At 65.6% G+C, this 25464-nt stretch carries 22 protein-coding genes; 15 read left to right on the top strand and 7 right to left on the bottom strand.

Features of this window, described 5'->3' with window-relative positions; translation table 11 throughout:
• The first annotated feature begins 2 nt into the window (after positions 1-2).
• From P6U30_RS07720 to P6U30_RS07690, 7 genes are read left to right on the top strand one after another with little or no spacing between them, the layout of a single operon-like run.
• Complete coding sequence (locus tag P6U30_RS07720; protein ID WP_407168822.1) at positions 3-1025, top strand: xanthine dehydrogenase family protein molybdopterin-binding subunit; 1023 nt, start codon at positions 3-5, stop codon at positions 1023-1025.
• Positions 1026-1034: 9 nt separating this feature from the next.
• Entirely contained in the window at positions 1035-1916 is an 882-nt protein-coding gene (locus P6U30_RS07715) for an AAA family ATPase (protein ID WP_407168821.1), read from the top strand.
• On the top strand, positions 1913-3031 hold the full coding sequence (locus tag P6U30_RS07710) for a vWA domain-containing protein (protein ID WP_407168820.1): 1119 nt from the start codon (positions 1913-1915) through the stop codon (positions 3029-3031). The genes P6U30_RS07715 and P6U30_RS07710 overlap by 4 nt, the downstream gene beginning before the upstream one ends.
• Complete coding sequence (locus tag P6U30_RS07705) at positions 3028-3918, top strand: amidohydrolase family protein (protein WP_407168819.1); 891 nt, start codon at positions 3028-3030, stop codon at positions 3916-3918. The genes P6U30_RS07710 and P6U30_RS07705 overlap by 4 nt, the downstream gene beginning before the upstream one ends.
• 42 nt (positions 3919-3960) lie before the next feature.
• Positions 3961-4809 (top strand): MBL fold metallo-hydrolase, encoded by an 849-nt coding sequence (locus P6U30_RS07700; protein ID WP_407150769.1) that lies wholly within the window; start codon positions 3961-3963, stop codon positions 4807-4809.
• Between the two features lie 18 nt (positions 4810-4827).
• Complete coding sequence (locus P6U30_RS07695; protein WP_407168818.1) at positions 4828-6402, top strand: isochorismatase family protein; 1575 nt, start codon at positions 4828-4830, stop codon at positions 6400-6402.
• Between the two features lie 15 nt (positions 6403-6417).
• A complete protein-coding gene (locus tag P6U30_RS07690) occupies positions 6418-7044 on the top strand; it encodes an FMN-dependent NADH-azoreductase (RefSeq protein ID WP_407168817.1) in 627 nt (208 codons plus the stop codon).
• Positions 7045-7266: 222 nt separating this feature from the next.
• On the opposite strand, the gene P6U30_RS07685 is transcribed toward P6U30_RS07690, so the two are convergent.
• Positions 7267-8034, bottom strand: a complete 768-nt coding sequence (locus tag P6U30_RS07685; protein WP_407168816.1) for a glucose 1-dehydrogenase — start codon at positions 8032-8034, stop codon at positions 7267-7269.
• Positions 8035-8275: 241 nt separating this feature from the next.
• On the opposite strand from P6U30_RS07685, the gene P6U30_RS07680 reads away from it, so the two are divergent.
• The 7 genes from P6U30_RS07680 (at position 8276) to P6U30_RS07650 (ending at position 17237) form a co-directional block, all read left to right on the top strand.
• Positions 8276-9361 (top strand): mandelate racemase/muconate lactonizing enzyme family protein, encoded by a 1086-nt coding sequence (locus P6U30_RS07680; RefSeq protein WP_407170396.1) that lies wholly within the window; start codon positions 8276-8278, stop codon positions 9359-9361.
• Positions 9362-9640: 279 nt separating this feature from the next.
• Positions 9641-11059 carry a M20 family metallopeptidase gene (locus P6U30_RS07675; RefSeq protein WP_407168815.1) on the top strand — a complete coding sequence of 473 codons (1419 nt, stop codon included), beginning with the start codon at positions 9641-9643 and terminating at the stop codon, positions 11057-11059.
• Between the two features lie 363 nt (positions 11060-11422).
• On the top strand, positions 11423-13213 hold the full coding sequence (locus tag P6U30_RS07670) for a peptide ABC transporter substrate-binding protein (RefSeq protein ID WP_407168814.1): 1791 nt from the start codon (positions 11423-11425) through the stop codon (positions 13211-13213).
• A 242-nt stretch (positions 13214-13455) separates the two neighbouring features.
• Positions 13456-14412 (top strand): ABC transporter permease, encoded by a 957-nt coding sequence (locus P6U30_RS07665; RefSeq protein ID WP_407168813.1) that lies wholly within the window; start codon positions 13456-13458, stop codon positions 14410-14412.
• Positions 14378-15295 (top strand): ABC transporter permease, encoded by a 918-nt coding sequence (locus tag P6U30_RS07660; RefSeq protein WP_407150760.1) that lies wholly within the window; start codon positions 14378-14380, stop codon positions 15293-15295. The genes P6U30_RS07665 and P6U30_RS07660 overlap by 35 nt, the downstream gene beginning before the upstream one ends.
• Positions 15292-16272 carry an ABC transporter ATP-binding protein gene (locus P6U30_RS07655; protein WP_407170395.1) on the top strand — a complete coding sequence of 327 codons (981 nt, stop codon included), beginning with the start codon at positions 15292-15294 and terminating at the stop codon, positions 16270-16272. The genes P6U30_RS07660 and P6U30_RS07655 overlap by 4 nt, the downstream gene beginning before the upstream one ends.
• The gene (locus tag P6U30_RS07650) at positions 16269-17237 is read left to right on the top strand and encodes an ABC transporter ATP-binding protein (protein WP_407168812.1); all 969 of its coding nucleotides are present in this window, start codon (positions 16269-16271) and stop codon (positions 17235-17237) included. Before P6U30_RS07655 ends, P6U30_RS07650 begins: the two co-directional genes overlap by 4 nt.
• A 324-nt stretch (positions 17238-17561) precedes the next feature.
• Here the strand turns inward: P6U30_RS07650 and P6U30_RS07645 are convergent, their stop codons facing one another.
• The gene (locus tag P6U30_RS07645; RefSeq protein ID WP_407168811.1) at positions 17562-18548 is read right to left on the bottom strand and encodes a LysR substrate-binding domain-containing protein; all 987 of its coding nucleotides are present in this window, start codon (positions 18546-18548) and stop codon (positions 17562-17564) included.
• Positions 18549-18647: 99 nt separating this feature from the next.
• Between P6U30_RS07645 and bla the strand changes: the two genes are divergently transcribed.
• Positions 18648-19550, top strand: a complete 903-nt coding sequence (gene bla, locus P6U30_RS07640; RefSeq protein WP_407168810.1) for a class A beta-lactamase — start codon at positions 18648-18650, stop codon at positions 19548-19550.
• Positions 19551-19737: 187 nt separating this feature from the next.
• On the opposite strand, the gene P6U30_RS07635 is transcribed toward bla, so the two are convergent.
• From P6U30_RS07635 to P6U30_RS07615, 5 genes are read right to left on the bottom strand one after another with little or no spacing between them, the layout of a single operon-like run.
• A complete protein-coding gene (locus P6U30_RS07635; protein ID WP_407168809.1) occupies positions 19738-21228 on the bottom strand; it encodes an ABC transporter substrate-binding protein in 1491 nt (496 codons plus the stop codon).
• 56 nt (positions 21229-21284) lie between these two features.
• Positions 21285-22319 (bottom strand): ABC transporter ATP-binding protein, encoded by a 1035-nt coding sequence (locus P6U30_RS07630; protein WP_407168808.1) that lies wholly within the window; start codon positions 22317-22319, stop codon positions 21285-21287.
• Positions 22316-23326, bottom strand: a complete 1011-nt coding sequence (locus tag P6U30_RS07625; RefSeq protein ID WP_407168807.1) for an ABC transporter ATP-binding protein — start codon at positions 23324-23326, stop codon at positions 22316-22318. Before P6U30_RS07625 ends, P6U30_RS07630 begins: the two co-directional genes overlap by 4 nt.
• 2 nt (positions 23327-23328) lie before the next feature.
• The gene (locus P6U30_RS07620) at positions 23329-24225 is read right to left on the bottom strand and encodes an ABC transporter permease (protein ID WP_407168806.1); all 897 of its coding nucleotides are present in this window, start codon (positions 24223-24225) and stop codon (positions 23329-23331) included.
• The gene (locus tag P6U30_RS07615) at positions 24222-25172 is read right to left on the bottom strand and encodes an ABC transporter permease (RefSeq protein ID WP_407168805.1); all 951 of its coding nucleotides are present in this window, start codon (positions 25170-25172) and stop codon (positions 24222-24224) included. Before P6U30_RS07615 ends, P6U30_RS07620 begins: the two co-directional genes overlap by 4 nt.
• Between the last annotated feature and the right edge of the window lie 292 nt (positions 25173-25464).

The raw sequence follows: 25464 nt of genomic DNA, 5'->3' as shown, positions 1-25464 counted from the left end.
CCATGGCCCGGCATCGTGGACGCGGCATCGCGTCGGTCAATTATCCCATCGGCATGAATCTCGGCGGCGATCCGAGTCAGGCGCTGGTACATTCCAATCCGAGCGGCAAGTTCACCGTCGCGTTGTCCTCCATCGATCTCGGCCAGGGCATGAAGTCGGTGACCCGGCAGATCTGCGCCGAGACGCTCGGCGTGCCGGTCGAGGACGTCTACGTCGACACCGCCGATTCCGACACCGGCCCGCACTGCATGGGCTCGTTTGCCTCGCGCGGCACCCACCGCGTCGGCAACGCGGTGATGGCGGCTGCGCGCGAGGCACGCGGCGTGATGATGGAGGCGGCCGCCGACGAGCTGGAAGTGAACGCCGCCGACCTCGAGACCGACGGCCGCGGCAACATCCACGTCAAGGGCGCGCCGCATCGCTCGATCTCGACCAAGGACGTCGCGATTGCCGCGCAGTTCAAGCAGGGCAAGACGATCTCCGGCCGCGGCATCTTCCTGGTGCCGCTCTCCGATGTCGATCCCGAGACCGGCGAGATGTCGCCGGCGACATGCTACGCGCATGCCTGTCTCGTGGCCGAAGTGGAGGTCGACGACGAGACCGGCGACGTCGCGATGGTCCGGATGGATTCTGCCTACGAGCTCGGCCGCGCGCTCAACCCTCGGCTGGTCGAGCAGCAGCTCGTCGGCGGCGCCTGGATGGGCGTCAGCCACGCGCTCTACGAGACGCCGGAGCCCTATTATCCCGATCCAGTGCACGGGCCGCGCGACTTCGTCGAATATCTGATGCCGGGACCCGGCGACATCTGCCCGCACGATATCGCGGTGCTGGAGCGCCCGGCGCCCGACGGCCCGTTCGGCGCCAAGGGACCGGGCGAGATGTGCGCCAATCCGGTGCTGCCTGCCATTGCGAATGCGATCTTCAACGCCGTCGGAGTACGGATCGACGATCTGCCGATCACGCCGGAGAAGGTGCTGCGCGCGATCAAGGCGCAGGGCGGCGCGCGGCCGCAGCCGCGACGCTGAGGTTTTGCCATGCCGGTTCGCACCAACATCGTCGGCATCGACAGCCCCGAGGCGCTGGAGAAAGCGCTGCGCGCGGCCTATTACCTTGCCGACGACGGCATCGCGACGGCGTCCTATCTTTCGCTCGCGCTCGGCAAGCCGCTGCTGCTCGAAGGCGCGCCCGGCGTCGGCAAGACCGAGGCGGCGAAAGCGATCGCCGCGGTGCTCGGCCGCAAGCTGATCCGCCTGCAATGCTATGAGGGCATCGACGCCGCCGCAGCGCTCTACGAGTGGAACTATCCGCGCCAGATGCTGGCGATCCGGCAGGCGGGCGAGGAGAGCATCGACATCTACGGCGAGGCGTTCCTGATCGAGCGCCCGATGCTCGCCGCGCTGCGCGCGCCCGACGCGACCGTGCTGCTGATCGACGAGATCGATCGTGCCGACCAGGAGTTCGAGGCCTTCCTGCTCGAGTTTCTCTCCGACTTCCAGATCTCGATTCCCGAGCGCGGCACCGTGCGCGCCGCCGAACACCCGGTCGTCGTGCTGACGTCGAACCGGACGCGTGATCTGCACGAAGCGCTGCGGCGACGCTGCGTCTATCACTGGATCGATTATCCGAGCGCCGAGCGCGAGGCGCGGATCGTGATGATGCGGGCCTCCAGCGTCGCCGAGGCGACCGCCCGTGCCGTGGTCGCCGCAGTCGGCAAGCTCCGCCGCGAGCCGCTCAGCAAGGCGCCGGGCATCGCCGAGGCCGTCGACTGGGCGGAGGCCGCGACCTTGCTCTACAAGGGCGGCGCGCGCTGGCCCGACGCGTTCAAGCGCTCGATCGGCGTCGCGCTGAAGGATGAGGAGGATCTTCATTTCATCTCGCCCCGGCTCGATGCGATCATCGCGGAGGCCGCCGCGTGAGCGACGATCTCAAGCTACCGCGCGCCGCGCAGGTCTTTGTCTCCTTTGTCGCGCTGCTGCGCGCCAACGGCTTCTCGATCGCGCCGGAGCAGACCACGAGCTTCCTGGCGGCGATCGAATTGCTGGGACCGCGGAGCCTCGAGCACATCCGCCAGGCCGGCCTCGCGACACTGGCGCCGCCGCCGGAGCGCCGCGCGACGTATGATCGCCTGTTCGACATCCACTTCCGCGGCTCTGAAGCGATCGAGCGGGCCGAAGGCGACGACGACGAGACTGTCCGCCTCCAGGAAGAAGGCCGCGGCGAGGGCGAGCCGCCGCTCGCCGACGAAGCCAATGAGTCCGGCCTCGCCGCGGCGCGCGCCGAGGCGCTGGTCGAGCGCCGCTTCGCGCAGACCTCGACCAGCGATCCGTTGCGGCGGCTGTCGCGCGAGGCGGCACGGCGGCTGCCGCGACGGCGCGGCCATAGGCGCCAACGTGCTCGCAGCGGTCCGTTCGCCGATCTCCGCCGCACCTTGCGCGACAGCGTCCGCAATGACGGCGAGGTGCTGCGGCTCGGGCGCCTGCGTCGCCGCGCGCGCCCGCGCAAGATCCTGCTATTGATCGACGTCTCCGGCTCGATGAAGGCGCGCACCGAAGAGAACATGAAGCTCGCCCATGCGCTGGCGCAGGCGGCCGGCAATGTCGAGGTCTTCACCTTCGGCACGCGGCTCACTCGCGTCACCCGCGCGCTGCGGCTGAAGCGCCGTGAGCAGGCGCTGAACGCGGCCGCGTTCCTGGTCAGCGATTGGGACGGCGGCACCCGGATCGGCGATGCGCTGCAAGCCTTCCTCGCCGTTCCGCGCTTTGGCGGATACGCCCGCGGCGCTGCCGTCGTGATCGTCTCCGATGGCCTCGAGCGCGGCGATCCGGCTGCGCTGCGCGATGCGGTTGCAAAACTGTCGCGCCGAGCCTGGCGCGTAAGTTGGCTGACGCCGCTCGCAACCGGGCCCGGCTTTCGGCCGCAAACCGAAGCGCTGATCGCGATCCAGCGCTTTGTCGATGATCTGGTGGACGGCGGGTCGAGCGCGGCAGTGGTTGCGCATCTGCTGTCGTTCGGACGAAGGAGAGCTGCGTGACTGATATCGTGGACGGCCATCATCACATCTGGCGTCAGGCCGATCTCGCCTGGCTGTCCGGCCCGATGCAGCCCCGCATCTTCGGCCCCTATGAGCCGATCCGCCGCGACTATCCGATTGAAGAATATCTCGACGACCTCAAGGGCAGCGGCGTCACCCGTTCGGTCTACGTCCAGACCAACTGGCCGACCGATCGGTTCGAGGACGAGACCGCCTGGGTGCAGCAGACGGCCGACTACCATGGCTGGCCGCACGCGATCGTCGCCTATGCCGACTTCTCCGTCGATGACGTCCGCCCGCAACTCGATCGCCTGAAGCGCTATCCGCTGGTCCGCGGCGTGCGCATGCAGTTGCACTGGCACGAGAAGGAGCTCTATCGCTTCGCGGCGCGTGCTGATCTCTGCGCCGATCCAAAGATCCGGCGCAATGTCGGGCGGCTCGCCGACTATGGCTGGAGCTTCGACCTGCAGGTGTTCGCACCGCAAATGGAAGGTGCGGCCGGCCTCGCTGCCGCCTGTCCCGACGTGACCTTCATCCTGCAGCATGCCGGCATGCTGGAGGACCTATCGCCACAGGGACGCGCAGCCTGGCGAGCCGGCATGGCGCGGCTCGCGCAATGTCCGAACGTGGTGTCGAAGCTCTCGGGGCTCGGCACCTTCATCCACCGCAACGACGCCTCACACATCGCCGATGTCGTGACCGACACCGTCGCGATGTTCGGCGCGGAGCGCTGCCTGTTCGGCTCGAACTTTCCGATCGAGAAGCTGTGGACCAGCTATCGCGAGCTCGTTGAGGCCTTCGAGGCGGCAACCGCGCGACTCAGCCCACAGCAGCGCGAGGCGATCTTCAGCACGACGGCGGCGCGGGTCTATCAGCTCGGACCATAGGCGCTGCGAACACAAACACGAACACGAATTGGGAGGAATGTAATGCCGTTGGAGATCAAGATCCTGGATTACGGCGATATCGAGCTGGAATCGAGCTTTCTCGTGCTCGGGCACAATTGCGGCCGTACCCGCCGTGTGCTCACGCTCGGCTTCCTGATCCTCGGCGGCCCGTATCCGGTGCTGGTCGATACCGGCTATCGCTCCAACCAGATCATGGAGACGCTCGGCATGCGCGGCCTCCAGTTTCACGAGAACATGATCGAGAACCAGCTCGCCCGCCACGGCGTGCGGATGGGCGACGTGCGCTTCGTCTGCCACACCCATCTCCACATTGATCACGCCGGCAAGGACGATCTGTTCCCGATGAACACGACGGTGGTGCTCAATCGCAAGGAGCTGGAATATTCCGTCTCCGGCCTGATGCATCCGCAATACCCGGCACCCGACATCAAGCACCTGATCGACCGCCTGCACACCAAGAGCGCGCTGCGCTTCCTCGACCTCGAGATCACCGGTCCGGTCGAGCTGATGCCGGGCGTCTATTGCGACGCGGCCAATGCCCACACCGAGGGCTCGATGAACATCCACGTCCACACCGCCGATGGCATCGCGACGATCTGCGGCGACGTCATCTACGATTTCAACGACCAGATCGTCACCCCCTTCAACGAGATCCACGACGCCGAACCGCGCACCACCGGCAATCACGGCACCAGCAAGCGGGCGGAGAAGGCTGCGATCAAGAAGCTGCTGTCCAGCTCGCGCTACCTGCTGCCGGTGCATGATCGCCCGGCGAAGATCGAAGGCGGCGTGGTGGTCGGCCGGCTGCATGACCAGGTGCCCGGACCCGTCGTGCAGAGCCTGCCGCAGCGCAACTGGTTCCCGGCGTGAGCGCAAAGGACTGACGCGATGACCCATGTCACCCTGCGCAGCGAGTTCGAGGACCTGATCGATCCCTATGCGCCGGTCGGCCAGGTGGGAACGGGCTTCGATTTCACCGAGGGCCCGATCTGGCATCCGCTCGATAACTTCCTGCTATTCTCCGACATGCCCGGCGACGTGCGACGAAGATGGGATGCGCGGCGCGGCGTGGTCGAGGTCAAGCGCCCGTCGAACAAATGCAACGGCATGACCTATGACGCGGACCTCAATCTGATCGTCTGCGAGCATGCCACCTCCTCGCTGATCCGCGAGCGCCCCGACGGGCGGCGCGAGATGCTGGCCTCGCACTACGGGAACCAGGAGCTCAACAGCCCGAACGACGTCTGCGTCCATTCGTCGGGCGCGATCTATTTCTCCGATCCGTGGTACGGCCGCATGCCGGTCTATGGCGTCGAGCGGCCGCGCCAGCTCGGGTATCAAGGCGTCTATCTGATACCGCCCGGCGGCGGCGCGCCAAAACTTTTGGTCGACCGCTACCTATTCGACCAGCCGAACGGGCTCTGCTTTGCGCCCGACGAGCGCATCCTTTACGTTAACGACACCGTGCAGGCGCTAATCCGCGCCTTCGACGTTCAGGCCGATGGCTCGCTCGGCAATCCGCGCGTGTTCGCCAGCGGCATTCGATCCGAGCTCGAGCCCGGCATGCCCGACGGCATGAAGTGCGACCAGCGCGGCAATGTCTGGGTCACCGCACCCGGCGGCGTCTGGGTCTATTCGCCTGCCGGCGACCTGCTCGGCAAGGTCCGCCTGCCCGAGCTCGTCGCCAATCTCGCCTGGGGCGGGCCGGATTTCCGCACGCTCTATCTGACCGCGACCCATTCGGTCTATGCGATCCCGACCAAGGTCGGTCCGCGCCACGAGCCCTATATGAGCGGCAGGCGCGGCGGCACAGCCGCAACATCGTCCTCCGCTCCCGCGCCGAACCTGACCACCGGCGAGATGCGGATCGATCCGCAGCGCTGCGCCATGATCATCCAGGACATGCAGAACGACGTCATCATGGACGGCGGCGCGTTCGCGGATTCCGGTGCGCCCACGCATGCGCGACAGCAGCACGTCGTCGAGAATGTGCGGCGGCTTGCCGAAGCCGCCCGCGCGCGCGGCGTCGCCATCATCCATGTCTGGTTCGTCGTCGAGCCCGGCGCGCCCGGCGTGACCTTGAACGCGCCGTTGTTCGAGGGACTGGTCGACAGCAAGGCGATGGTGCGCGGGAGCTGGGGCGCCGCGCCGGTCTCCGGGCTGGAGCCGCGGCCGGGCGACTTCGTGGTCGAGAAGATGCGGATGAGCGCCTGGGAGGGCACGCGGCTGGAGACGATCCTGAAGGCGACCGGCCGCGACATGATCATCAACACCGGGGCGTGGACCAACATGTCGGTCGAGCACACCGCGCGCACCGGCGCCGACAAGGGCTATTTCATGATCGTGCCGGAGGATTGCTGCTCGACCATGAATGCCGAATGGCACAACGCCGCGATCAATTTTGCCCTCCAGAACGTCTCCGTGGTCACCAACGCCGACACCGTCATCAAAGCGCTGGGCTAGAGGGAGGCGGCGGCGGTGCCGAAGCTGCTTCACCTCGCCTGCTCTCCCCGTGCCGCGTCGGAATCGGCCGCCGGTGCGCGCGCCTTTCTCGAGGCATTCCGCAAGGCGCGGCCAGACTGGGAGATCGACGCGTCGGACCTCTGGCGCGATCCCTTGCCGGAGTTCGAAGGCGATCTGCTGGAGGCCAAATATGCTCGCATCGGAGGCACGCCGTTCAGCAATTCGCAGCGCGACGCCTTTGCGGCCGCCGAGCGCCTCGCACTGCGGCTGTCGCTGGCCGACCGCGTGCTGATCTCGACGCCGATGTGGAACTTCAGCATTCCCTACAAGCTGAAGCAGTGGCTCGACGTCATCATCCAGCCGGGGCTCACCTTCCGCTTCGATCCGACGCAAGGCTATCTGCCGCTGCTCAAGGACCGCCCGACCGTCGTGATCCTCGCGAGCGGCAGCGATTTCGTCACCGGCATGAACCGCGGCCGCATCGATATGGCAACGCCCTATCTGCGCGAGGTGCTGCGCTTCATCGGCATCAGTGACGTGCGCTTCGTGCCGATCGGCCCGACCGCGGGACCGAGCGAGCCGATCCACGTGGCACGCGACGCTGCGCATCGGAGGCTAGCGGAGATCGCGGGAAGGTTTTGAGTGATCCGCTTAGGTACCGCTATATTGCGAGTGAAGCGAAGCAATCCATGTTTCAGGGCATGCGGAGCGATGGATTGCTTCGTCGCTTCGCTCCTCGCAATGACGGAGATGAGGAGATCTCTCATTTTAGAACGCCGCCGGATTCTGACTGAGCCGGGACACGTCACCACCGCGCTGCATTTCGCTTCGTCTTCCGATCGTTGAGATGGTCGGCGCGCTCCCTTATCCACTCATCGTCAGGCCACCGGACACGCTGATCACCTGCCCGGTCATGAAGTCGGCGTCGTCGCTCGACAGGAAGGCGATCAGGCCTGGAATGTCGTCGGGCTGTCCGAGACGCTTGAGCGGAATGGCGCGCTTCAATCCGTCGTAGATCTTCTGGCCATACTCGCCTTCGACGACGAAGGAGCGCAGCAGAGCCGTATCGGTCGGTCCCGGGCAGACGACGTTGACCCTGACATTGTCGCGCGCGCATTCCCGCGCGATGGTCTTGGAGAACGCGATCAGGCCGCCCTTGCAGGCCGAATAGACCGCCTCTCCAGACGAGCCGACCCGGCCCGCATCGGAGGCGACGTTGACGACTTTGCCGCCGCCGGCGGCGATCAGGTGAGGAAGCGCTGCCTTGTGGAGATTGAGCGGACCACGCAGGTTGATCGCGATGATCTGATCCCACAAGTCCGGCTCGGTTTGCAGGAACGGCTTGGCGACGTCCCAGCCGGCATTGTTGACGAGGACATCGAGCTTGCCAAACTTGGCAACGCCGCGATCGACGGCGTCCTTGACCCCGGCATAGTCTGCGATATCGACGACCGCGCAGAGCAGGCGCTGGTCATCCGCGCCGATGTCGGCGGCCAACTGCTTCAGCGCGTCGGCGTTGATGTCGAGCGCAATGATATTGACCTCCTCCTCGAGGAAGCGGCGACAAATGGCACGGCCGATGCCGCCGGCTGCGCCGGTCACGATGGCGACGCGGTTCTTCAAGCCTCTCATGGTGCTGCTCCGTTCAATGCGCTGAGGGCGCGACCCAGGAAAGACAATATCTTGCCGTGAGCGACCGTCCAGCCGTCGATCCAGCGGGCAGCGAGGGAAAATCCCGGTCACACCGACCGTCGGCTCGCGCGAGACAGACCGATTGCTCAAGGCAGGCATTCAGTCGCTGGTGGTTGCGGCCGGAAACGGCATTTGGAATTCTGTATCGTCCTCTTGATCTCAGGAGTTTCCCGACGTGGCCATGCTCAAGGACTTCACAGTGGGCTTCTACAAGATCCCGCTGCCGACCGTGCTGAGCGACAGCACGCATGGCGAGATCAAGGCGTTCGAGCTGATCACGATCCGTGCCCGCGACGCCGACGGCGCGGAAGGAACCGGCTATACCTACACGGTCGGGCGCAACGGTGGCGCCATCGCCGATATCCTGAGCCGCGAGATCTGCGAGATCGTGCGCGAGACGGAGGCCGAGGACACCGAGCAGCTCTGGCACAAATTGTGGTGGGCGCTGCACTATGGCGGCCGCGGCGGGCCGGCGGTGCTCGCCCTCTCCGCACTCGACATCGCGTTGTGGGATCTGAAGGCGCGGCGGGCGTCGCTGCCGCTGTGGCGGCTGCTCGGCGGCTTCGACCCGCGCGTGCCATGTTACGCCGGCGGCATCGATCTCGATTTGCCGCTGGATGACCTGCTGAAGCAGACCGACGACAATCTCGCCAAGGGCTTTCGCGCCATCAAGATGAAGGTCGGCCGTCCGAGCCTTGCATCGGACGTGACGCGCGTGAAGGCGATGCGCGGCCATCTCGGCGACGAGTTTCCGCTGATGGCTGACGCCAACATGAAATGGACGGTCGAGGAGGCGATCCGGGCCGCGCGGGCGTTGCAGCCCTTCGACCTGACCTGGCTGGAGGAGCCGACCATTCCCGACGACGTCGAAGGCCATGCGCGGATCCTGCGCGCCGGCGGCGTGCCGATTGCGGCGGGCGAGAACCTGCGCAGCCTGTGGGAGTTCAAGCCATATATCGCCGGCGGCGCACTGTCCTATGCCGAGCCCGATGTCACCAATTGCGGCGGCGTCACCAGCTTCATGAAGATCGCGCGCCTCGCCGAGGCCTTCAACATCCCGGTCACCAGCCACGGCGCGCACGACATCACCGTCCATCTGCTGGCGGCCTGTCCGAACCGCTCCTATCTCGAGGCGCACGGCTTCGGCCTTGATCGTTACATCGCAAATCCGCTGGTGCTCGAACAGGGCATGGCGCTCGCTCCGGATCGGCCGGGGCACGGCGTTGCGTTCGACTGGGCAGGACTGGACCGGCTGAGCGCGAGGTGATGAGGCGACGGGAGTTCACCTCTCCCTTGGGAGAGGTCGGCGCGTAGCGCCGGGTGAGGGGTTAGGGTCTCTCGTGAGAGTTGCGGCCCCTCACCCGATTTGCTGCGCAAATCGACCTCTCCCCATCGGGGAGAGGTGAACGGAATTCGCGGTTACAGTCATTCGTAGTCGTGACGCTGCCGAAACGCTGGTCTACCGATCGGCGCTAGGCGGGCTCGCAGCAAGCTGCTAGCTTTTTGCGCTTCAGATTTGCCTTTGCAAGTACAAGGACCGGAGCAAATGGACAACCGCAGTGATGTTTGGCGTGGCGTCGACGCGATCAAGCCGCGTTTCATCGAATTGAGCGACCGTGTGTGGGGAATGCCGGAGGTCTGCTACACCGAGGCACGCTCGTCCGCCGAACATCTGGCCGAACTGCGGCATCAGGGCTTTCGCATCACCGAGAACGTCGCCGGCATTCCGACCGCGCTGATGGGCGAATGGGGCGAAGGCGGCCCTGTGATCGCCTTCCTTGGCGAATACGATGCGCTGCCCGGCCTCAGCCAGGAGGCCGGAGTTGCCGAACATCGCCCGATCGAGGCCAACGGCCACGGTCATGGCTGCGGCCACAATCTGCTCGGCTCCTCCGCCCTGCTCGCCGCCACTGCGGTGAAGGACTGGCTCGCCGCCAACAAGGTGCCGGGGCGCGTGCGCTATTACGGCTGCCCCGCCGAGGAAGGCGGCGCCGCGAAGGCCTTCATGGTACGGTCAGGCGCGTTCGACGACACCGACATCGCCATCACCTGGCATCCGCACAGCTTCTGGGAGGTGGCGGTGACGCCGTCGCTCGCCAACACGCGCGCGGACTTCACTTTCACCGGGCGCACCTCGCACGCCGCGGCCTCGCCGCATCTCGGCCGCAGCGCGCTCGATGCGGTGGAACTGATGAATGTCGGCGTCAACTACATGCGCGAGCACATGCCGAGCGACGCCCGCGTGCACTATGCGCTGCTCGACACCGGCGGGATCGCGCCCAACGTGGTGCAGGCCCATGCCCGCGTACGCTATTCGATCCGCGCCCGCGACCTGCCCGGCATGAACGAGCTGGTCGAGCGCGTGCACGAGATCGCGCAAGGCGCGGCGCTGATGACCGAGACCAGGGTGGAGATGAAGGTGATCTCCGCGGTCTCCAACATCCTGCCCAACACGCCGCTGGAGCAGGAGCTGCACCGGATCATGGAAGATCTCGGCCCGCCACATTTCGACGACGCCGACAAGGATTTCGCCGGCAGGATCCGCGCGACGCTGACCGAGAAGGACATCGCCTCGGTCTATCACGCAATCGGCATGGATCCGACCGATCGGCCGTTGGCCGACTTCCTGGTTCCGATCGACGCCAAGCGCAATCCACTGATCGGCTCCACCGATGTCGGCGACGTGAGCTGGGTGGTGCCGACCGTGCAGGTCCATGCACCGACGGTTGCAATCGGCACCCCATTCCACACCTGGCAGGTTGTGGCGCAAGGCAAAACGCCCGCGGCGCACAAGGCGATGGTGCAGGCGGCCAAGGCGATGGCTGGCCTCGGCGTCAAGGCGCTGATGGAGCCCGAGCTGATCCAGGCCGCCAAGGCGGACCTGAAGAAGCGGACCACGCGGACACCTTATGTGAGCCCGCTGCCGGCGAATGTTGCACCGCCGTTGGACATGTCAGTGGCCTGACCACCGGCTTTGACTCAAGGCGGACCGGGATCGTATGCCGGTCCGCGCCGGATTTGATCCAGAACCTGGCCCGGGACATGATCCCGGGTAAAGCTTGGCGCGCGCCAAAAAAACGCATCAGAACAAAGGATAACGAACAAATTTTCCGCACCTTACGGGGCGCGGGAGCATGCTTTGGCGCGGAAAATGCCGAAGCCATGTGCGGCGACGTGGCCTCCTGCACAAGCGATAGCCAAAAGACGAATGGGTTGCGCCGCGTGAGGCGTTGACCTGCGCGGTCATTCGGTGTGCCATCTGCGGCCAAATGAACCGGCAGCCCAATCCAGCGGCCAGCCGCAATCACCGGAACCGGACGAGGGGACTATGTTCGACAAAGACCTGCGGAGCATGATCGACGACGTAAGGGGCGGACGCATGGACCGCCGCGCCTTCGTCAAGCGGATGATTGCCGTCGGCCTCACCGCGCCGATGGCCAACCAGATCCTCGCCATCGGCGGTGTCGCGATGGCGCAGAGCCCCAATCCCTACAAGCCAACCAAGCGCGGCGGCGGCGGTCCCTTGAAACTGTTGTGGTGGCAGGGCCCCACCCTGCTCAATCCGCATTTCGCGACCGGCACCAAGGACCAGGACGGTTCGCGCATCTTCTACGAACCGCTCGCGAGCTGGGATGCCGACGGTCATCTCAACCCTATCCTCGCCGCCGAGATCCCCTCGATCAAGAACGGCGGGCTCTCCGCCGATGCCAAGACGGTGACATGGAAGCTCAAGCCCGGCGTCAAATGGCACGACGGCAAGCCGTTCACCGCCGACGACGTCGTGTTCAACTGGGAATATGCCACCGATCCGGCGACGGCGGCCGTCTCCAGCGGCACCTACGCCGACATGACCGTCGAAAAAGTCGACGACCTCACCGTCCGGATCAACTTCAAGAAGCCGACGCCGTTCTGGGCCAACGCCTTTGTCGGTGCCTATGGCTGCATTCTTCCGAAGCATCTGTTCGCCGAGTACAAGGGCGGCAAGTCGCGCGAGGCGCCGAACAATCTGAAGCCGGTCGGCACCGGCCCCTACAAATTCATCGAGTTCAAGCCGGGCGATCTGGTGCGCGGCGAGATCAATCCCGATTACCACATGCCGAACCGGCCCTATTTCGACACGATCGAGATGAAGGGCGGCGGCGATGCCGTCTCGGCGGCGCGAGCGGTGATCCAGACCGGCGAATATGATTTCGCCTGGAACATTCAGGTCGAAGACGAGGTGCTGCTGCGCCTCGAAAAGGGCGGCAAGGGCAAGACGCTTTATGCCGTCGGCGGCGACATCGAGTTCATCGCGGTCAACTTCACCGATCCCAACACCGAAGTCGACGGCGAGCGTTCGTCGATGAAGACCAAGCACCCGATCCTGTCGGATCCCGCCGTGCGCAAGGCGCTGGCGATGCTGGTCGACCGCGACTCCGTGAAGAAGGTGATCTACGGCCGCGCCGGACGCACCACCGCGAACTATCTCAACGGCCCCGAGGAGTTCGTCTCCAAGAACACCAAATGGGAGTTCAACATCGAGAAGGCGAGCCAGCTTCTGGAACAGGCCGGCTGGAAAGCAGGATCCGACGGCATCCGTGAGAAGGACGGCAAGCGGCTCAAGCTGCTTTACCAGACCTCGATCAACGGACCGCGTCAGAAGACCCAGGCGATCGTCAAGCAGGCCTGCCAGAAGGCCGGCATTGACGTTGAGCTGAAATCTGTGGTGGCCTCGGTGTTCTTCTCCTCCGACGTCGCCAATCCCGACACCTACTCCAAGTTCTACGCCGACATCGAGATGTTCCAGATCCCGATGACCCAGCCCGATCCCGCCCTGCACATGCGCCGGTACATCTCGCGCAACGTCGCCACCAAGGAGAACAAGTGGCAGGGCCAGAATTTCCCGCGCTGGGTCAACAAGGACTACGATGCCGCGATCGATGCGGCGGATGTCGAGACCGATCCGCTCAAGCGCGCCGACCTCTATATCAAGTGTAACGACCTGTTGTGGGAGAACACGGTGATGATTCCCGTGATGCACCGCCTCGCGGTCGAAGCCTGCTCCAATACGCTGCGGCCCGCGCTCTCCGGCTGGGCCAACCAGACCGATAATCTGCAAGACTGGTACCGGGAAACCTGAGCCACGGGACCGGTCCGGAGTTGAATGCGTGCACCTTCTTCCTCTCCCCGTTCTTACGGGGAGAGGAACTTTAACCGCAAATGCCGTGAAAGGTGAGTTCGTGGAGAGTCCCCCTCACCCGGAATTCAAGCTGCGCTTGAATTCCGACCTCTCCCCGCACGCGGGGCAAGGTGAAGCGCGTCTTTCGGCTGGAAGCAAAATCATCACGCTGTATGCGAGACCGTTAGTCGGATGATTTCTTTATGAGTCAGTACATCCTGCGTCGCCTGATGATCGCGATCCCGAGCCTGCTCGGGATCTCGCTCGTGCTGTTCGTGGTGCTCGCGCTCGCGCCGGGCGACCCGTTCGGCGAGCTCGCCACCAATCCGAACGTGCCGCCCGAGGTGCAGGCCGCGCTGCGGGCCAAGTTCGGGCTCGATGACCCGATCTATCTTCGCTATCTGCACTGGCTATCCGCCATGGCCCACGGCGACTGGGGATTCTCCTTTGTCAGTCGGGTCGATGTCGACACGCTGATCCTGCAGCGGCTCCCGGCGACGCTCTATGTGATCGGCTCGGCGCAGATCCTGGCGCTGCTGGTCGCGATCCCGGTCGGCGTCTATGCCGCCACCCGCCCCTATTCGCTGTTCGACAGCCTCGCCAACACCTTCGCCTTCATCGGCTTCTCGCTGCCGACTTTCTTCACCGGCATCCTGTTCATCCTGATCTTCTCGGTGAAGCTGGACTGGCTGCCGTTCGTCTACACCGATGTGCCGGGGACCGGGATTCCCTGGCTGCTGGAGACGATCCGGCAGGCGATCATGCCGGTGATGGTGCTCGGCCTGTTCCAGGCGGCGTCGATGACGCGCTTTGTGCGCTCGGCGATGCTCGACGTGATCCGGCTCGACTACGTCACCACCGCCCGCGCCAAGGGGCTCGGCCAGACCAAGGTGATCATCAAGCACGTGATGCGCAACGCGATGATCCCGGTCGTCACGCTGATCGCGCTGCAGATGCCCGCGGTGTTCGGCGGCGCCATCGTCACCGAGCAGATCTTCCGCATTCCGGGCATCGGCTCGCTTTTGATTTCCTCCATCCTCGCCAATGACACGCCGGTCGTGATGGCCGTGACCTTCGTCTTCGCGTGTCTCGTGGTGCTGTTTAACTTGATCGCAGATGTCCTCTATGGCTGGCTTGACCCTCGCATCTCCTTCCGTTGATCGGCGACGCTACTCGCCGTTACGGGAGACCTGGCGGCGCTATCGCCGGCACAAGCCGGCGGTGATCAGCGCCGTGCTGCTGCTGCTTTTGATCCTGGCGGTCGTAATCGGCCCGCTGGTCTGGCGCGTCTCGATCAACGACATCGACGTCGTGGCCGGCCTGCAAGGCCCGTCGCTGGCACATCCCTTCGGCACCGACGACCTCGGCCAGGACCTGCTGGCCCGCATGATCTATGGCGGCCGCATTTCGCTTGCGGTCGGGCTCGCCGCGATGCTGGTCTCGGTGTTCGTCGGCACCTTGATCGGTGCGCTCGCCGGCATGTCGCGCGGCGGGCTCGGCTACGCCCTGATGTGGCTCACCGACCTGTTCCTGTCGTTGCCGCAACTGCCGCTGCTGCTGCTGCTGATCTATCTGTTCCGCGACGGACTCAAGACGGTGTTTGGACCGGAGGGCGGCATCTTCATCCTGATCGTGCTGGTCATCGGCGGATTGCGCTGGATGCCGGTGGCGCGCCTGGTGCGCGCCCAATTCCTGTCGTTGCGCGAGAAGGAATTCGTCGAGGCTGCGCGAGCCCTCGGCGCCAGCCCGGTGCGGCAGGTGGTGCGCCACATTCTGCCCAACGCGCTCGGGCCCGTCATCATCGCCGGCACGATCGACGTCGCCGCCGCCATCATCGCGGAGTCGACGCTGTCGTTCCTCGGCCTCGGCTTTCCGCCCGATACTCCCACCTGGGGCCGCATTCTCTATGACGCCAAGGACTTTCTCGACATCGGCCCGCACTGGGCGCTGTTCCCGGGCGGCGCGATCTTCATCGCGGTGGTCGCCATCAACTTCATCGGCGACGGGCTGCGTGATGCGCTCGACGCGCGCAAGGTGATCTGATGGCGCTGCTCGAGATCAAAGGCCTGAAGACCCATTTCGCAACCGACGCCGGCATCCTGCAGGCGGTCGACGGCGTCGACATCAGCATCAACAAGGGCGAGACGCTCTGCGTCGTCGGCGAATCCGGCTGCGGCAAGACCGTCACCGCGATGTCGATCCTGAAGCTGATCGCGATGCCCCCCGGCCGCATCGTCGCGGGCCAGATCATGTTCGAGGGCCGCGACCTGGTGCCACTGAGCAGCAAGCAGCTCGACGACATCAGAGCCAAGGAGATCGGCTTCATCTTCCAGGAGCCGATGACCTCGCTCAATCCGGTGCTGACCATCGGCGAGCAGATCGCCGAGAGCCTGCGCCGCCACGAGGCGGTCACCAAGAAGCAGGCGCTCGAGCGCACCATCGAGATGCTGAAGCTGGTCCAGATCCCCAATGCCGAAGGCCGCGTGCATCATTATCCGCACCAGTTCTCCGGCGGCATGCGCCAGCGCGTCATGATCGCGATGGCGCTGGCGTGCCGGCCCAAGCTCGTGATCGCCGACGAGCCGACCACCGCGCTCGACGTCACCATCCAGGCGCAGATCCTCGACCTCTTGCAGGACATGAAGGAGCGCTTCGGCATGGCGGTGATGCTGATCACCCATGCGATGGGCGTGGTCGCCGAAACCGCGCAGCGCGTCGTCGTGATGTATGCCGGCAAGGTGGTGGAGGAAGCACCGGTCGACGAGCTATTCGGCAATCCGGGCCATCCCTACACGCAAGGCCTGATCCGCTCGATCCCGCGCATCGATCTCGACGCCGAGCACAAGACACGGCTGGAGACGATCGCCGGCTCGGTGCCGATCCTGATCAATCCGCCGCCCGGATGCCGCTTCGCGCCGCGCTGCCGCCATGCCATGAGCATCTGCACCGAGAAGGAGCCGCGCTTGCGCGAGATCGCACCCGGCCATCGCATGGCCTGCCACCTCGGAGACGCATCATGAGCGAACCGCTGCTGCGCGTCACCGATCTCAAGAAACATTTTCCGGTGCTGGGTGGCCTGTTGTCGCGCGAGATCGGACAGGTCTACGCGGTCGACGGCGTGTCGTTCTCGGTCAACCGCGGCGAGACGCTGGGATTGGTCGGAGAATCCGGTTGCGGCAAGTCCACCACCGGCCGCTGCGTGCTGCGCTTGATCGAGCCGACATCGGGCGAAGTAGTGTTCGACGGCAAGAGCGTGACCGGCCTCGGCGCCGGCGACCTGCGCGCCATGCGGCGCAACATGCAGCTCGTGTTCCAGGACCCGTTCGCCTCGCTCAATCCGCGCATGACGATCGGTGCGATCCTCGGCGAACCCTTCATCATCCATAACCTCGCCGCTTCGGCGAGCGAGCGGGAGGAACGCGTCGCTGCCCTGCTGGTCAAGGTCGGGCTGAAGGCCGAGCACATGCAGCGCTACCCGCATGAATTCTCCGGCGGCCAACGCCAGCGCATCGCAATCGCAAGGGCGCTGGCGCTGGAGCCCAAGCTCCTGGTCTGCGACGAGCCGGTGTCGGCGCTCGACGTCTCGATCCAGGCGCAGGTGATCAATCTGCTGGAGGACCTGCAAGCCGAGCTGAACCTCACCTATCTGTTCGTCGCCCACGACCTGTCTGTGGTGGAGCACATCTCCGACCGCGTTGCGGTGATGTATCTTGGCCGCATCGTCGAGCTTGCCAAGGCTAACGACCTCTACCGCAACCCGCAGCATCCCTACACCAGGGCGCTGCTCTCCGCGGTGCCGGTGCCGGATCCCAAGGCAAAGCGCGAGCGCATCCGCCTCAAGGGCGACGTGCCGAGCCCGATGAAGCCGCCGCAAGGCTGCCACTTCCACACCCGCTGCCCGATCGCCGAAGCGCGCTGCCGGCAGAGCGCACCGGAATTGCGGCAGGGCGCCAACGGGCACTTTGTGGCGTGCCATCTGGCGTGAGTCGGAGCTGTTGCCGCAAACTCGTCGTATCGCCTCTCCCGCTTGCGGGCCTCGCAAGGGGGAGGCGCGTTGTCAAAACATCGAAAACAACCCCATGCAAAGTAGCCGGCGTTCGGCCAGACTGCTTGACACGTCGGGCAACTCGCGAATATATTTCCAATATTCCGAAATCACCCAGATGCCGCGCTCGTCCCAGAGGGGCATATGGCATTCGCGCGCGTCTATAACCGACGTTTCCACGTCATGGCCGATGAGCCTACACCCGCCCGCCCCGCAAGCGGGAAAGGGAGCACAGTAGCGACTGTCGAAGCGGTTCGCGTCACATCAACGCAAGCTAACTCGTCGCTTCCTTACGACCTTCGCTTTCGCTGTAGTCCTTGACTTGGCCTTTACCTTCGGTGCTTGAGCAGGCGCCGCCGCCCTCACCTCCTCCGCCTCACGCGCATCCGCCCGCAACGTCTCGATCATCCAGTCGCGAAACGCGCGCATACCCGGCGTCATGTCCTTCGACTTCAGCCAGGTGAGCCAGTACGACCCCGCCGGAACCTCGGCAGCGAATGGCCGCACCAGCCGGCCCGAGGTCAATTCGTTCTCGAACATCGCGACCGGCACCAGGCCGACGCCGACGCCCCGCGCCGCCGCCTCGGCCATCGCAACCGAGCTGTCGAAGATCGGTCCCTGGATTTTGGGACATGGCGCACCGGCGACGGCAAACCACAGCGGCCATTCCTCGGCGCGGTAGGAACGCAGCAGGAATTCCTGGGCAAGGTCGGCAGGCTTGCGCAGCCGGTCCACGACGTCGGGCCGGCACACCGGCGAGAGCGGCGCGGAAAGAAGATGGATCGCCTCGGTGCCGTGCCAGGAGCCGTCGCCGAAGCGAAGCGCGAGATCGAGCCCGTCGCCGGCGATGTCGACGCGGTTGTTGTTGGTCAAAAGACGCAGGTCGATATAGGGATGAGCGCGCTTGAAGCGCTCGATCCGCTGCAACAGCCATCCGGTTGCAAAGGTCGCGACGCAGCCGACGGTGACGACCTCGCGTGTGCCCTTTGCTTCGATTCGGTCGATCGCCGCGTCGATGCGATCGAGCGCGTCGGAGAGCACCGGCAGCAATGCCAGGCCCTCGTCGGTGAGCACGAGGCCGCGCGGCAGGCGGCGGAACAAGCTGGCGCCCAGCATGTCCTCGAGCTGCTTGACCTGGTGGCTGATCGCGGTCTGCGTCACGCGCAGCTCCAGCCCGGCGCGAGTGAAGCTCAACAACCGCGCCGACGCCTCAAAGGCGCGCAACGCGTTCAGCGGGAGGTGGCGGCGCACGATATCAAGACCAAGTTTTTCTCATGCCTCGCTGTATAAATGATCGTTTGTACGCCGTCACCCGGTTCGGCAGGTTCGCGCCGCCAACGGAGACGAGACATGTTGACGAGACGGACATTTGGACTGCGCGCCCTGGGCCTCGCAATGTCCTGCACCTTGCCGCGGCAAAGCGCGGCAGCGGAAACCGCCGCCGCCCTGACGCAGCGGCTGCAGCAGGAGCTCGCGCGCATCGCGCAGGGAACCGGCGGACGGCTCGGGGTCGCAGTGCTCGACACCGAGACGGGGCTGCGCGCCAGCCTGCGCGGCAACGAACGCTTTCCGATGTGCAGCACCTTCAAGGCGCTGGCATCGGCCGCTGTGTTGCGCCGGGTCGATCGCGGCCAATCCAGCCTCGATCAACATATCCAGTTCGAGGCCAAGGACATTCAGCCTTACTCACCGGTGACCAAGGAGCGAGTAGCGTCAGGCATGACGCTGGCCGAAATCTGCGAGGCCGCGATCACGCAGAGCGACAACACCGCCGGCAACATGTTGCTGCGCGAGATCGGCGGTCCAGCGGGGCTCACCAACTTCTTCCGTTCGATCGGCGACAATGTCAGCCGGCTGGACCGCTGGGAGGTGGCGTTGAACGAAGGCACGCCCGGTGACCCGCGCGACACCACGAGCCCGGCCGCCATGCTGAAGAACTTGCAGCGCGTGCTTCTCGGCGACACGCTGTCGGCGAATTCGCGGCAGACGCTGACGGACTGGATGGTCGGCAACAAGACCGGCGGCGCACGTCTGCGCGCCGGCGTCCCGCATGACTGGCGCGTTGCGGACAAGACCGGCACCGGCGAGCGCGGCACCGCCAACGACATTGGCGTGTTCTGGCCGCCCGGCCGCAAGCCGGTCGTGGTGACGGTCTATCTGACCGACACCAAGGTCGATGCGGCCCAATGCAACGAGGCGATCGCAAAGGTCGCGCGCGCGATCGTCGATGTGGGCAGCGGGCAGACGGGTTAGTTCCAAGTGCGGCAAACACCTGCGCCCTCATCCTGAGAGCCCGCGGAACGCGGGCGTCTCGAAGGATGTAGGCCTCAGGTGGGGCCTCATGGTTCGAGACGCGCGTTCCGCGCTCCTCACCATGAGGGGCGGGAGGTCGAGACCTTCAGCGAGTGCTGCGCGTTGAGGAGCGCGCACGCTCCTGCAACTACTCCCACGACCACGCGGAAAAGTCGTTCTCGAACTGCGGGACTTCCTTCCATACGCCCTTCAGCTTCTTGCTGGTGACGGTGATCCATTGCGGCTGGAACAGGAAGCCGGCCACGGCGTCGGTCGCCAGCATGTGCTGCGCATCGCCGAGCAGCTTGGCGCGATCGGCTTCGGTCGGCGTCGCCATGATCTGCCGGTAGAGCGCATTGAACGCCTCGGACCTGTAGCCGAGATAGTAGTCCGGCTCGGTCAGCTTCACGAGATCGAACGGCTCGACATGCGAGACGATGGTGAGGTCGTAATTGTGCGGGCCGGTGAACACCTGCGACAGCCACTGGGCCCATTCCACGTTCTCGATCTTGGCGACGATGCCGACCTTGGCGAGTTGAGCGGCAAGGATCTCGCCGCCCTGCCGCGCGTATGGCGGCGGCGGCAGCTTGAGGCTGAGCTCGAGCGGCGTGGTGACGCCGGCCTCGGCGAGCAGCTTCTTGGCCTTGTCCGGATCGTAGGGATTGATCGCGGTGGTGTCGACATAACCGAGCGACCCCGGCGTGTAGAAGCTGCCGATCGGCGTGCCGAAACCGTCGACCGCGCCGTCGATCATCGCCTTGCGGTCGATGGCGGCGAGGATGGCGCGACGAACCCGCACGTCATCGAGCGGCTTCTTGCGCTCGTTGATGCCGACGATGGTTTTCGCCTTGGAGCCGCCGATCAGCACGGTAAAGCGCGGATCGGCCTTGAACTGCGCCAGGCTGCGTGCCGCCGCAACCCGCGGGAAGACGTCGACGTCGCCGGACAGCAGTGCCGCCACCTGCGCGGCGGGATCGCCGATGAAGCGGATCGTCACTTTGGCCAGCTTGATCGCAGCCGCGTTGCGGTAATCCGGCCATTTCACGAGCGTGATCGATGAGCCCTTGGCCCAGGCGCCGAGCGTATAAGGCCCGGTGCCGACCGGCTGCGTCGCGTCGGTCGGCGCGCTCTTCGGCTCGACGATCGCACCGGTCGCCTGCCCGAGCAGGAACGGCAGGTCCGGCTCGGAATATTTCAGCGCGACCACGACCGTGTCAGCATCGGGCGCCGTCACCGCCTCGAAGGCCTGGTACAGGCTCTTGTCCTTGTTGGTGGAGGTCGGCGCGCCGGCGCGATCGTAGGAGAACTTCACCGCCGCCGAATTGAACGGCTCGCCATTCTGGAATTTGACGCCTTTGCGCAGCTTGAATGTGTAGGTCTTCAGATCGGGCGAGGCTTGCCAGCTCTCCGCGAGCAACGGCGACACCGAGCCGTCCTCGTTGATCTTGGTCAGCGTCTCATAGACGTTATAGAGCGTGACTTCGGCAATCGCCGCTGCGGCAGCGGTGGTCGGGTCGAGCCCCGGCGGCTCCAGCGTCATGCCCATCACGACGCTGTCCTTCTTGCCCTGCGCCAGGCTCGGCAATGGCGCCGCGGCAAATGCGACCGCCGCCGCGATAACAGACAATTTCTTCAACATTGGTTTGCTCCCCGGACGTCTTATTTTGTCAAACTAGGCCAATCCCGCGCCAAACGCTAACCGGCCTCCGCCGTCGCGGCCGGCAGCGCCATCACCGCCTCGGCGTGGTGGCATGCGGCCAGATGGGCTTGGCCCACCGGGCGTAGCGCAGGCGCGGCCTCGCGACAATGCCGGTCGGCCAGCGCACAGCGGGACACATAGGGGCAGCCCGCCGCCCCTGACGATTGCGAGGCGATCGCCTGCGCGCGGAGGCGCCGGCGGACGCCGCCGACCCGCGCCCGCGGCACCGCCTCGAGCAACGCGCGCGTGTAAGGGTGGGCGCTGTGCGCAAACAGATCGTCTGGACTTCCCTGCTCCACGATCCTTCCGAGATACATCACCGCGATCTCGTCGCAGAGCAGATCGACCACGGCGAGATCGTGGCTGATCAGGACGTAGCTCAATCCGAACTCGTCCTGCAGGTCCTGCATCAGGTTCAGCACCTGCGCCTGCACGGAGACATCGAGCGCGGACACCGGCTCGTCGGCGACGATCAGCTTCGGCTGGGTAATCAGCGCGCGTGCGATCGCTATGCGCTGGCGCTGGCCGCCGGAGAATTCATGCGGGAACTTGTCCATGTCGGCATCGCGCAGCCCGACCTGCCGTAGCACCGCCGCGACCCGCTCGCGCAAGGCGGCGCGGTCGATCCGCCCGAGCGCCGTCAACGGCTCGGCGACGATGCGCGCAATGGTCTGCCGCGGATCGAGCGACCCATAGGGATCCTGGAACACCATCTGGAAATCCCGCCGAGCGCGGCGCAGCTCATCGGGGCGCATCTGGTTGAGGTCGCGCCCGAGCAGCAAGACCTGCCCCGACGTCGGCCGCTCCAGCGCCATCACCAGCCGCGCAAAGGTCGATTTGCCCGAGCCGGACTCGCCGACCACGCCGAGGCTCTTGCCGGCAGTGACCCGCGCCGTCACGCCATTGAGCGCGTGCACCTGCGTCGCCGGCTTGAACAGGCTTTCCCGCGGCAGCGCGTAGCGCTGCACGAGATCCTTCACCTCGAGGAGCGGAGTCTCACGCGCGGACGAGGGCTGGTCGAGCGTGGTCACGTGCGGACACCTCCGGCGGCCTCGGCCATCGAAACGTCGGTCCTCAGGCAGCGCACGTCATGAGCCGCGCCGACATCCACCACCGCCGGCAGCGCCACGCGGCAGCGCGCGTCGACGATCGTGCAGCGATCCGCGAAGGTGCACCCCTCGGGCAGATCGGCAAGCTCCGGCACGGTGCCGGCGATGGTCTTGAGCCGCGTGCCCTTGCGTGCGCCAAGCCGCGGGCGGGCGCGGAACAGACCCTGCGTGTAAGGATGGCCCATCCGGGTGAACACGGCGTCGGTGGCGCCACTTTCGACGACGGTGCCGCCATACATCACCATCATGCGCTGGACGTTCTCGGCGATCACGCCGAGATCATGCGAGATCAGGATCATCGACATGCCGCGCTCCTCGACCAGATCTGCGATCAGATCGAGGATCTGTCCCTGGATCGTGACGTCGAGCGCGGTGGTCGGCTCGTCGGCGATCAGCACGTCGGGCTGGCAGGCGAGCGCCATCGCAATCGTGATGCGCTGGCGCTGGCCGCCGGAGAACTGATGCGGATAGGCATCGACACGCTTAGCGGCATCCGGCAAGCCGACGCGATCGAGCAAGGCAATCGCCTCCTTTCGCGCTTCGCTCGCCGAGCAACCGGTGTGCCGGCGCAGCGGCTCGGCCACCTGCCGTCCGATCGTGTGCATCGGATTGAGTGCGGTCATCGGCTCCTGGAAGATCATGCTGATGCGGTTGCCGCGCAGTTTGCAGTAATCAGCATCGGACAGGCCGACGAGCTCAGCGCCATCGAGCCGGATGCTGCCGCTGACGACAGCGCTGTCGGGCAACAGTCCCATCAGGGCCAGCGCAGTGACCGACTTGCCGCAGCCGGATTCGCCGACCAGCCCCAGCGTCTCGCCGCGCCGGAGCGAGAAGCTGACGCCGCGAACGGCCCGCGCCGGGCCGCGGCTGGTGTTCAGCCTGACGCCGAGATCGCTCACCTCGATCAACGGTGCGTTTGCCTTGCTCATGCTCAACGCTCCCGTGCCAGCCGTGGATCGAGCAGATCGCGCAGCCCGTCGCCGAGCAGGTTGAGGCCGAGTACCGCGATCGCGATGGCGGCGCCCGGATAGACCGCGAGCATTGGCGACTGGAACAGCAGCGTCTGCGCGTCGTTCAGCATGCGTCCCCAGGATGGCTGCGGCGGCTGGGTGCCGAGGCCGAGATAGGACAGGGCCGCCTCGGCGAGGATCGCGAGGGCGAACTGGATCGTCGCCTGCACGATCAGGATCGACAGGATATTCGGCAGCACGTGCTCGATGGTGATGCGGAAACCACCCTTGCCGGCGGCGCGCGCGGCGAGGATGAACTCGCGCGCCCAGATCGCGTTGGCCGATCCGCGCGTGACGCGGACGAAAATCGGGATCTGGAAGATGCCAATCGCGGTGATTGAAGTCAGCATGCCGGGACCGACGACGGCGGCGAGCATGATCGCTGAGAGCACGGCGGGAAAGGCAAAGGTGAAATCGCTCATCCGCATGATGAGTTCCGCGGTCCAGCCCTTGCGCGCGGCCGCGATCAACCCAAGGCAGACGCCGAAGGTGAGGCCGATGCCGACCGCGATGACGCCGACCACGATGGTGGAGCGCGCCCCGACCAGCAGCAGCGAGACGATGTCGCGGCCGAGCACGTCGGTGCCGAGCCAATGCGCGGCCGAGGGCGGGTGCAGCTTCGAGGCGACGTCGATGTCGTAGGCCGACCACGGCGTCCACACCAGCGACAGCAGGGCCGCTCCGAGCACCAGCAGGCTGAGTGCAGCCCCCAGCATGAAGCTGCGATGGCGCAGCGCTCGCCGCCAGAAGCCTGTTGCCGGCTTCGCACCGGGCGCAATCGCCGGGACATCGGCGGGAACGGTCAGCGGCGCGCTCACAGGTTGCCGACCTTGATGCGCGGATCGATGAAGGCATAGAGCACATCGACCACGAAATTGACTGTTACGACCATCGCCGCCAGCAGCATCACGCAATTGCGCACCACGATCAGGTCGCGGTTGGCGATCGACTGAAAGATCAGGCGGCCGAGACCCGGCAGATAGAACACGTTCTCAATCACGATGGTGCCGGCGAGCAGATTGGCGAATTGCAGGCCCATCACCGTCATGACCGGGATCATGGCGTTGCGCAGCACGTGGCGCCACAACACCTCGCGCTTGCCGAGCCCCTTGGCGCGCGCGGTGCGGACGAAATCCTCGCGCAACACCTCCAGCACCGCGGAGCGCGTGACGCGGGCGAGGATTGCGGCCTGCACCACGGCGAGCGAGATCGACGGCAGCAGCAGCGAGCGGATACCCAGCCAGATGCCGTCGTCCCAGCCGGCGAACCCACCCGCCGACAGCCATTGCAGCTTCACTGCGAACAGCAGGATCAGAAGGATCGCGAACCAGAAATTCGGCAGCGCGATGCCGACCTGGGTCAGCGACATCACGCCGACGTCGCCGAGCTTGTTGTGATTGGCGGCGGTGTAGATACCGGCAGCGAGCGCCAGCACCACCGTGATCAGCATGGACATCATCGCGAGCGGCACGGTCAGCACCAGCCGCTCCGCGATCAGGCCGGCGACCGGTGTGCCGTAGACATAGCTGCTACCGAGGTCACCGACCGCCATGCCCTTGATCCAGAGCAAATAGCGGTAGGTCAGCGGCTGGTCGAGCCCGAGCTTGACGGTGAGCGCGCGGACCGCGTCGGGCGAGGCATCGGCACCCATCAGCATCTGCGCGGCGTTGCCCGGCAGCGCGTCCAGCACGAGGAAAATGATGAGCGAGGCGGCAAACAGTGTCGCCACCAGTGTCAGGATCCGCCGTAAGACAAACAGGCTCATGTGCGCCGGAATTCAGTGCAGGGTGACATCGTGTTGAACTGGAGCCGCGGTGAAGGTTCACCTCTCCCTTGGGAGAGGTCGGCGCGTAGCGCCGGGTGAGGGGTTACGGTCTCTCGTTGCAGCAGCGCCCCCTCACCGATTTGCAGCCGCAAATCAACGTCTCCCCGCTGGGGGAGGTGAACCGAGTCCGCGGCCGAACCGATTCAACAAGCTTCATTCCCCTTGATGCTTCGAAGCAACGTTTCAACAAGTTCGGGGCCGAATGCAAGTCTTTCGCGTCGCTCGGGCTGTC

Source organism: Bradyrhizobium sp. ORS 111 (genome assembly GCF_045571485.1).
Classification (GTDB): Bacteria; Pseudomonadota; Alphaproteobacteria; order Rhizobiales; family Xanthobacteraceae; genus Bradyrhizobium.
This window is presented reverse-complemented; position numbering and strand designations above follow the sequence as displayed.

Bases quoted from the DNA above. Each gene is read 5' to 3' on its own strand.
- P6U30_RS07675 (WP_407168815.1), top strand. From the start codon at position 9,641: ATGGACAACCGCAGTGATGTTTGGCGTGGCGTCGACGCGATCAAGCCG.
- P6U30_RS07695 (WP_407168818.1), top strand. From the start codon at position 4,828: ATGACCCATGTCACCCTGCGCAGCGAGTTCGAGGACCTGATCGATCCC.
- P6U30_RS07660 (WP_407150760.1), top strand. From the start codon at position 14,378: ATGGCTGGCTTGACCCTCGCATCTCCTTCCGTTGATCGGCGACGCTAC.
- P6U30_RS07685 (WP_407168816.1), bottom strand. From the start codon at position 8,034: ATGAGAGGCTTGAAGAACCGCGTCGCCATCGTGACCGGCGCAGCCGGC.
- P6U30_RS07715 (WP_407168821.1), top strand. From the start codon at position 1,035: ATGCCGGTTCGCACCAACATCGTCGGCATCGACAGCCCCGAGGCGCTG.
- bla (WP_407168810.1), top strand. From the start codon at position 18,648: ATGTTGACGAGACGGACATTTGGACTGCGCGCCCTGGGCCTCGCAATG.
- P6U30_RS07680 (WP_407170396.1), top strand. From the start codon at position 8,276: ATGCTCAAGGACTTCACAGTGGGCTTCTACAAGATCCCGCTGCCGACC.
- P6U30_RS07720 (WP_407168822.1), top strand. From the start codon at position 3: ATGGCCCGGCATCGTGGACGCGGCATCGCGTCGGTCAATTATCCCATC.
- P6U30_RS07625 (WP_407168807.1), bottom strand. From the start codon at position 23,326: ATGAGCAAGGCAAACGCACCGTTGATCGAGGTGAGCGATCTCGGCGTC.
- P6U30_RS07670 (WP_407168814.1), top strand. From the start codon at position 11,423: ATGTTCGACAAAGACCTGCGGAGCATGATCGACGACGTAAGGGGCGGA.
- P6U30_RS07635 (WP_407168809.1), bottom strand. From the start codon at position 21,228: ATGTTGAAGAAATTGTCTGTTATCGCGGCGGCGGTCGCATTTGCCGCG.
- P6U30_RS07615 (WP_407168805.1), bottom strand. From the start codon at position 25,172: ATGAGCCTGTTTGTCTTACGGCGGATCCTGACACTGGTGGCGACACTG.
- P6U30_RS07650 (WP_407168812.1), top strand. From the start codon at position 16,269: ATGAGCGAACCGCTGCTGCGCGTCACCGATCTCAAGAAACATTTTCCG.
- P6U30_RS07700 (WP_407150769.1), top strand. From the start codon at position 3,961: ATGCCGTTGGAGATCAAGATCCTGGATTACGGCGATATCGAGCTGGAA.
- P6U30_RS07665 (WP_407168813.1), top strand. From the start codon at position 13,456: ATGAGTCAGTACATCCTGCGTCGCCTGATGATCGCGATCCCGAGCCTG.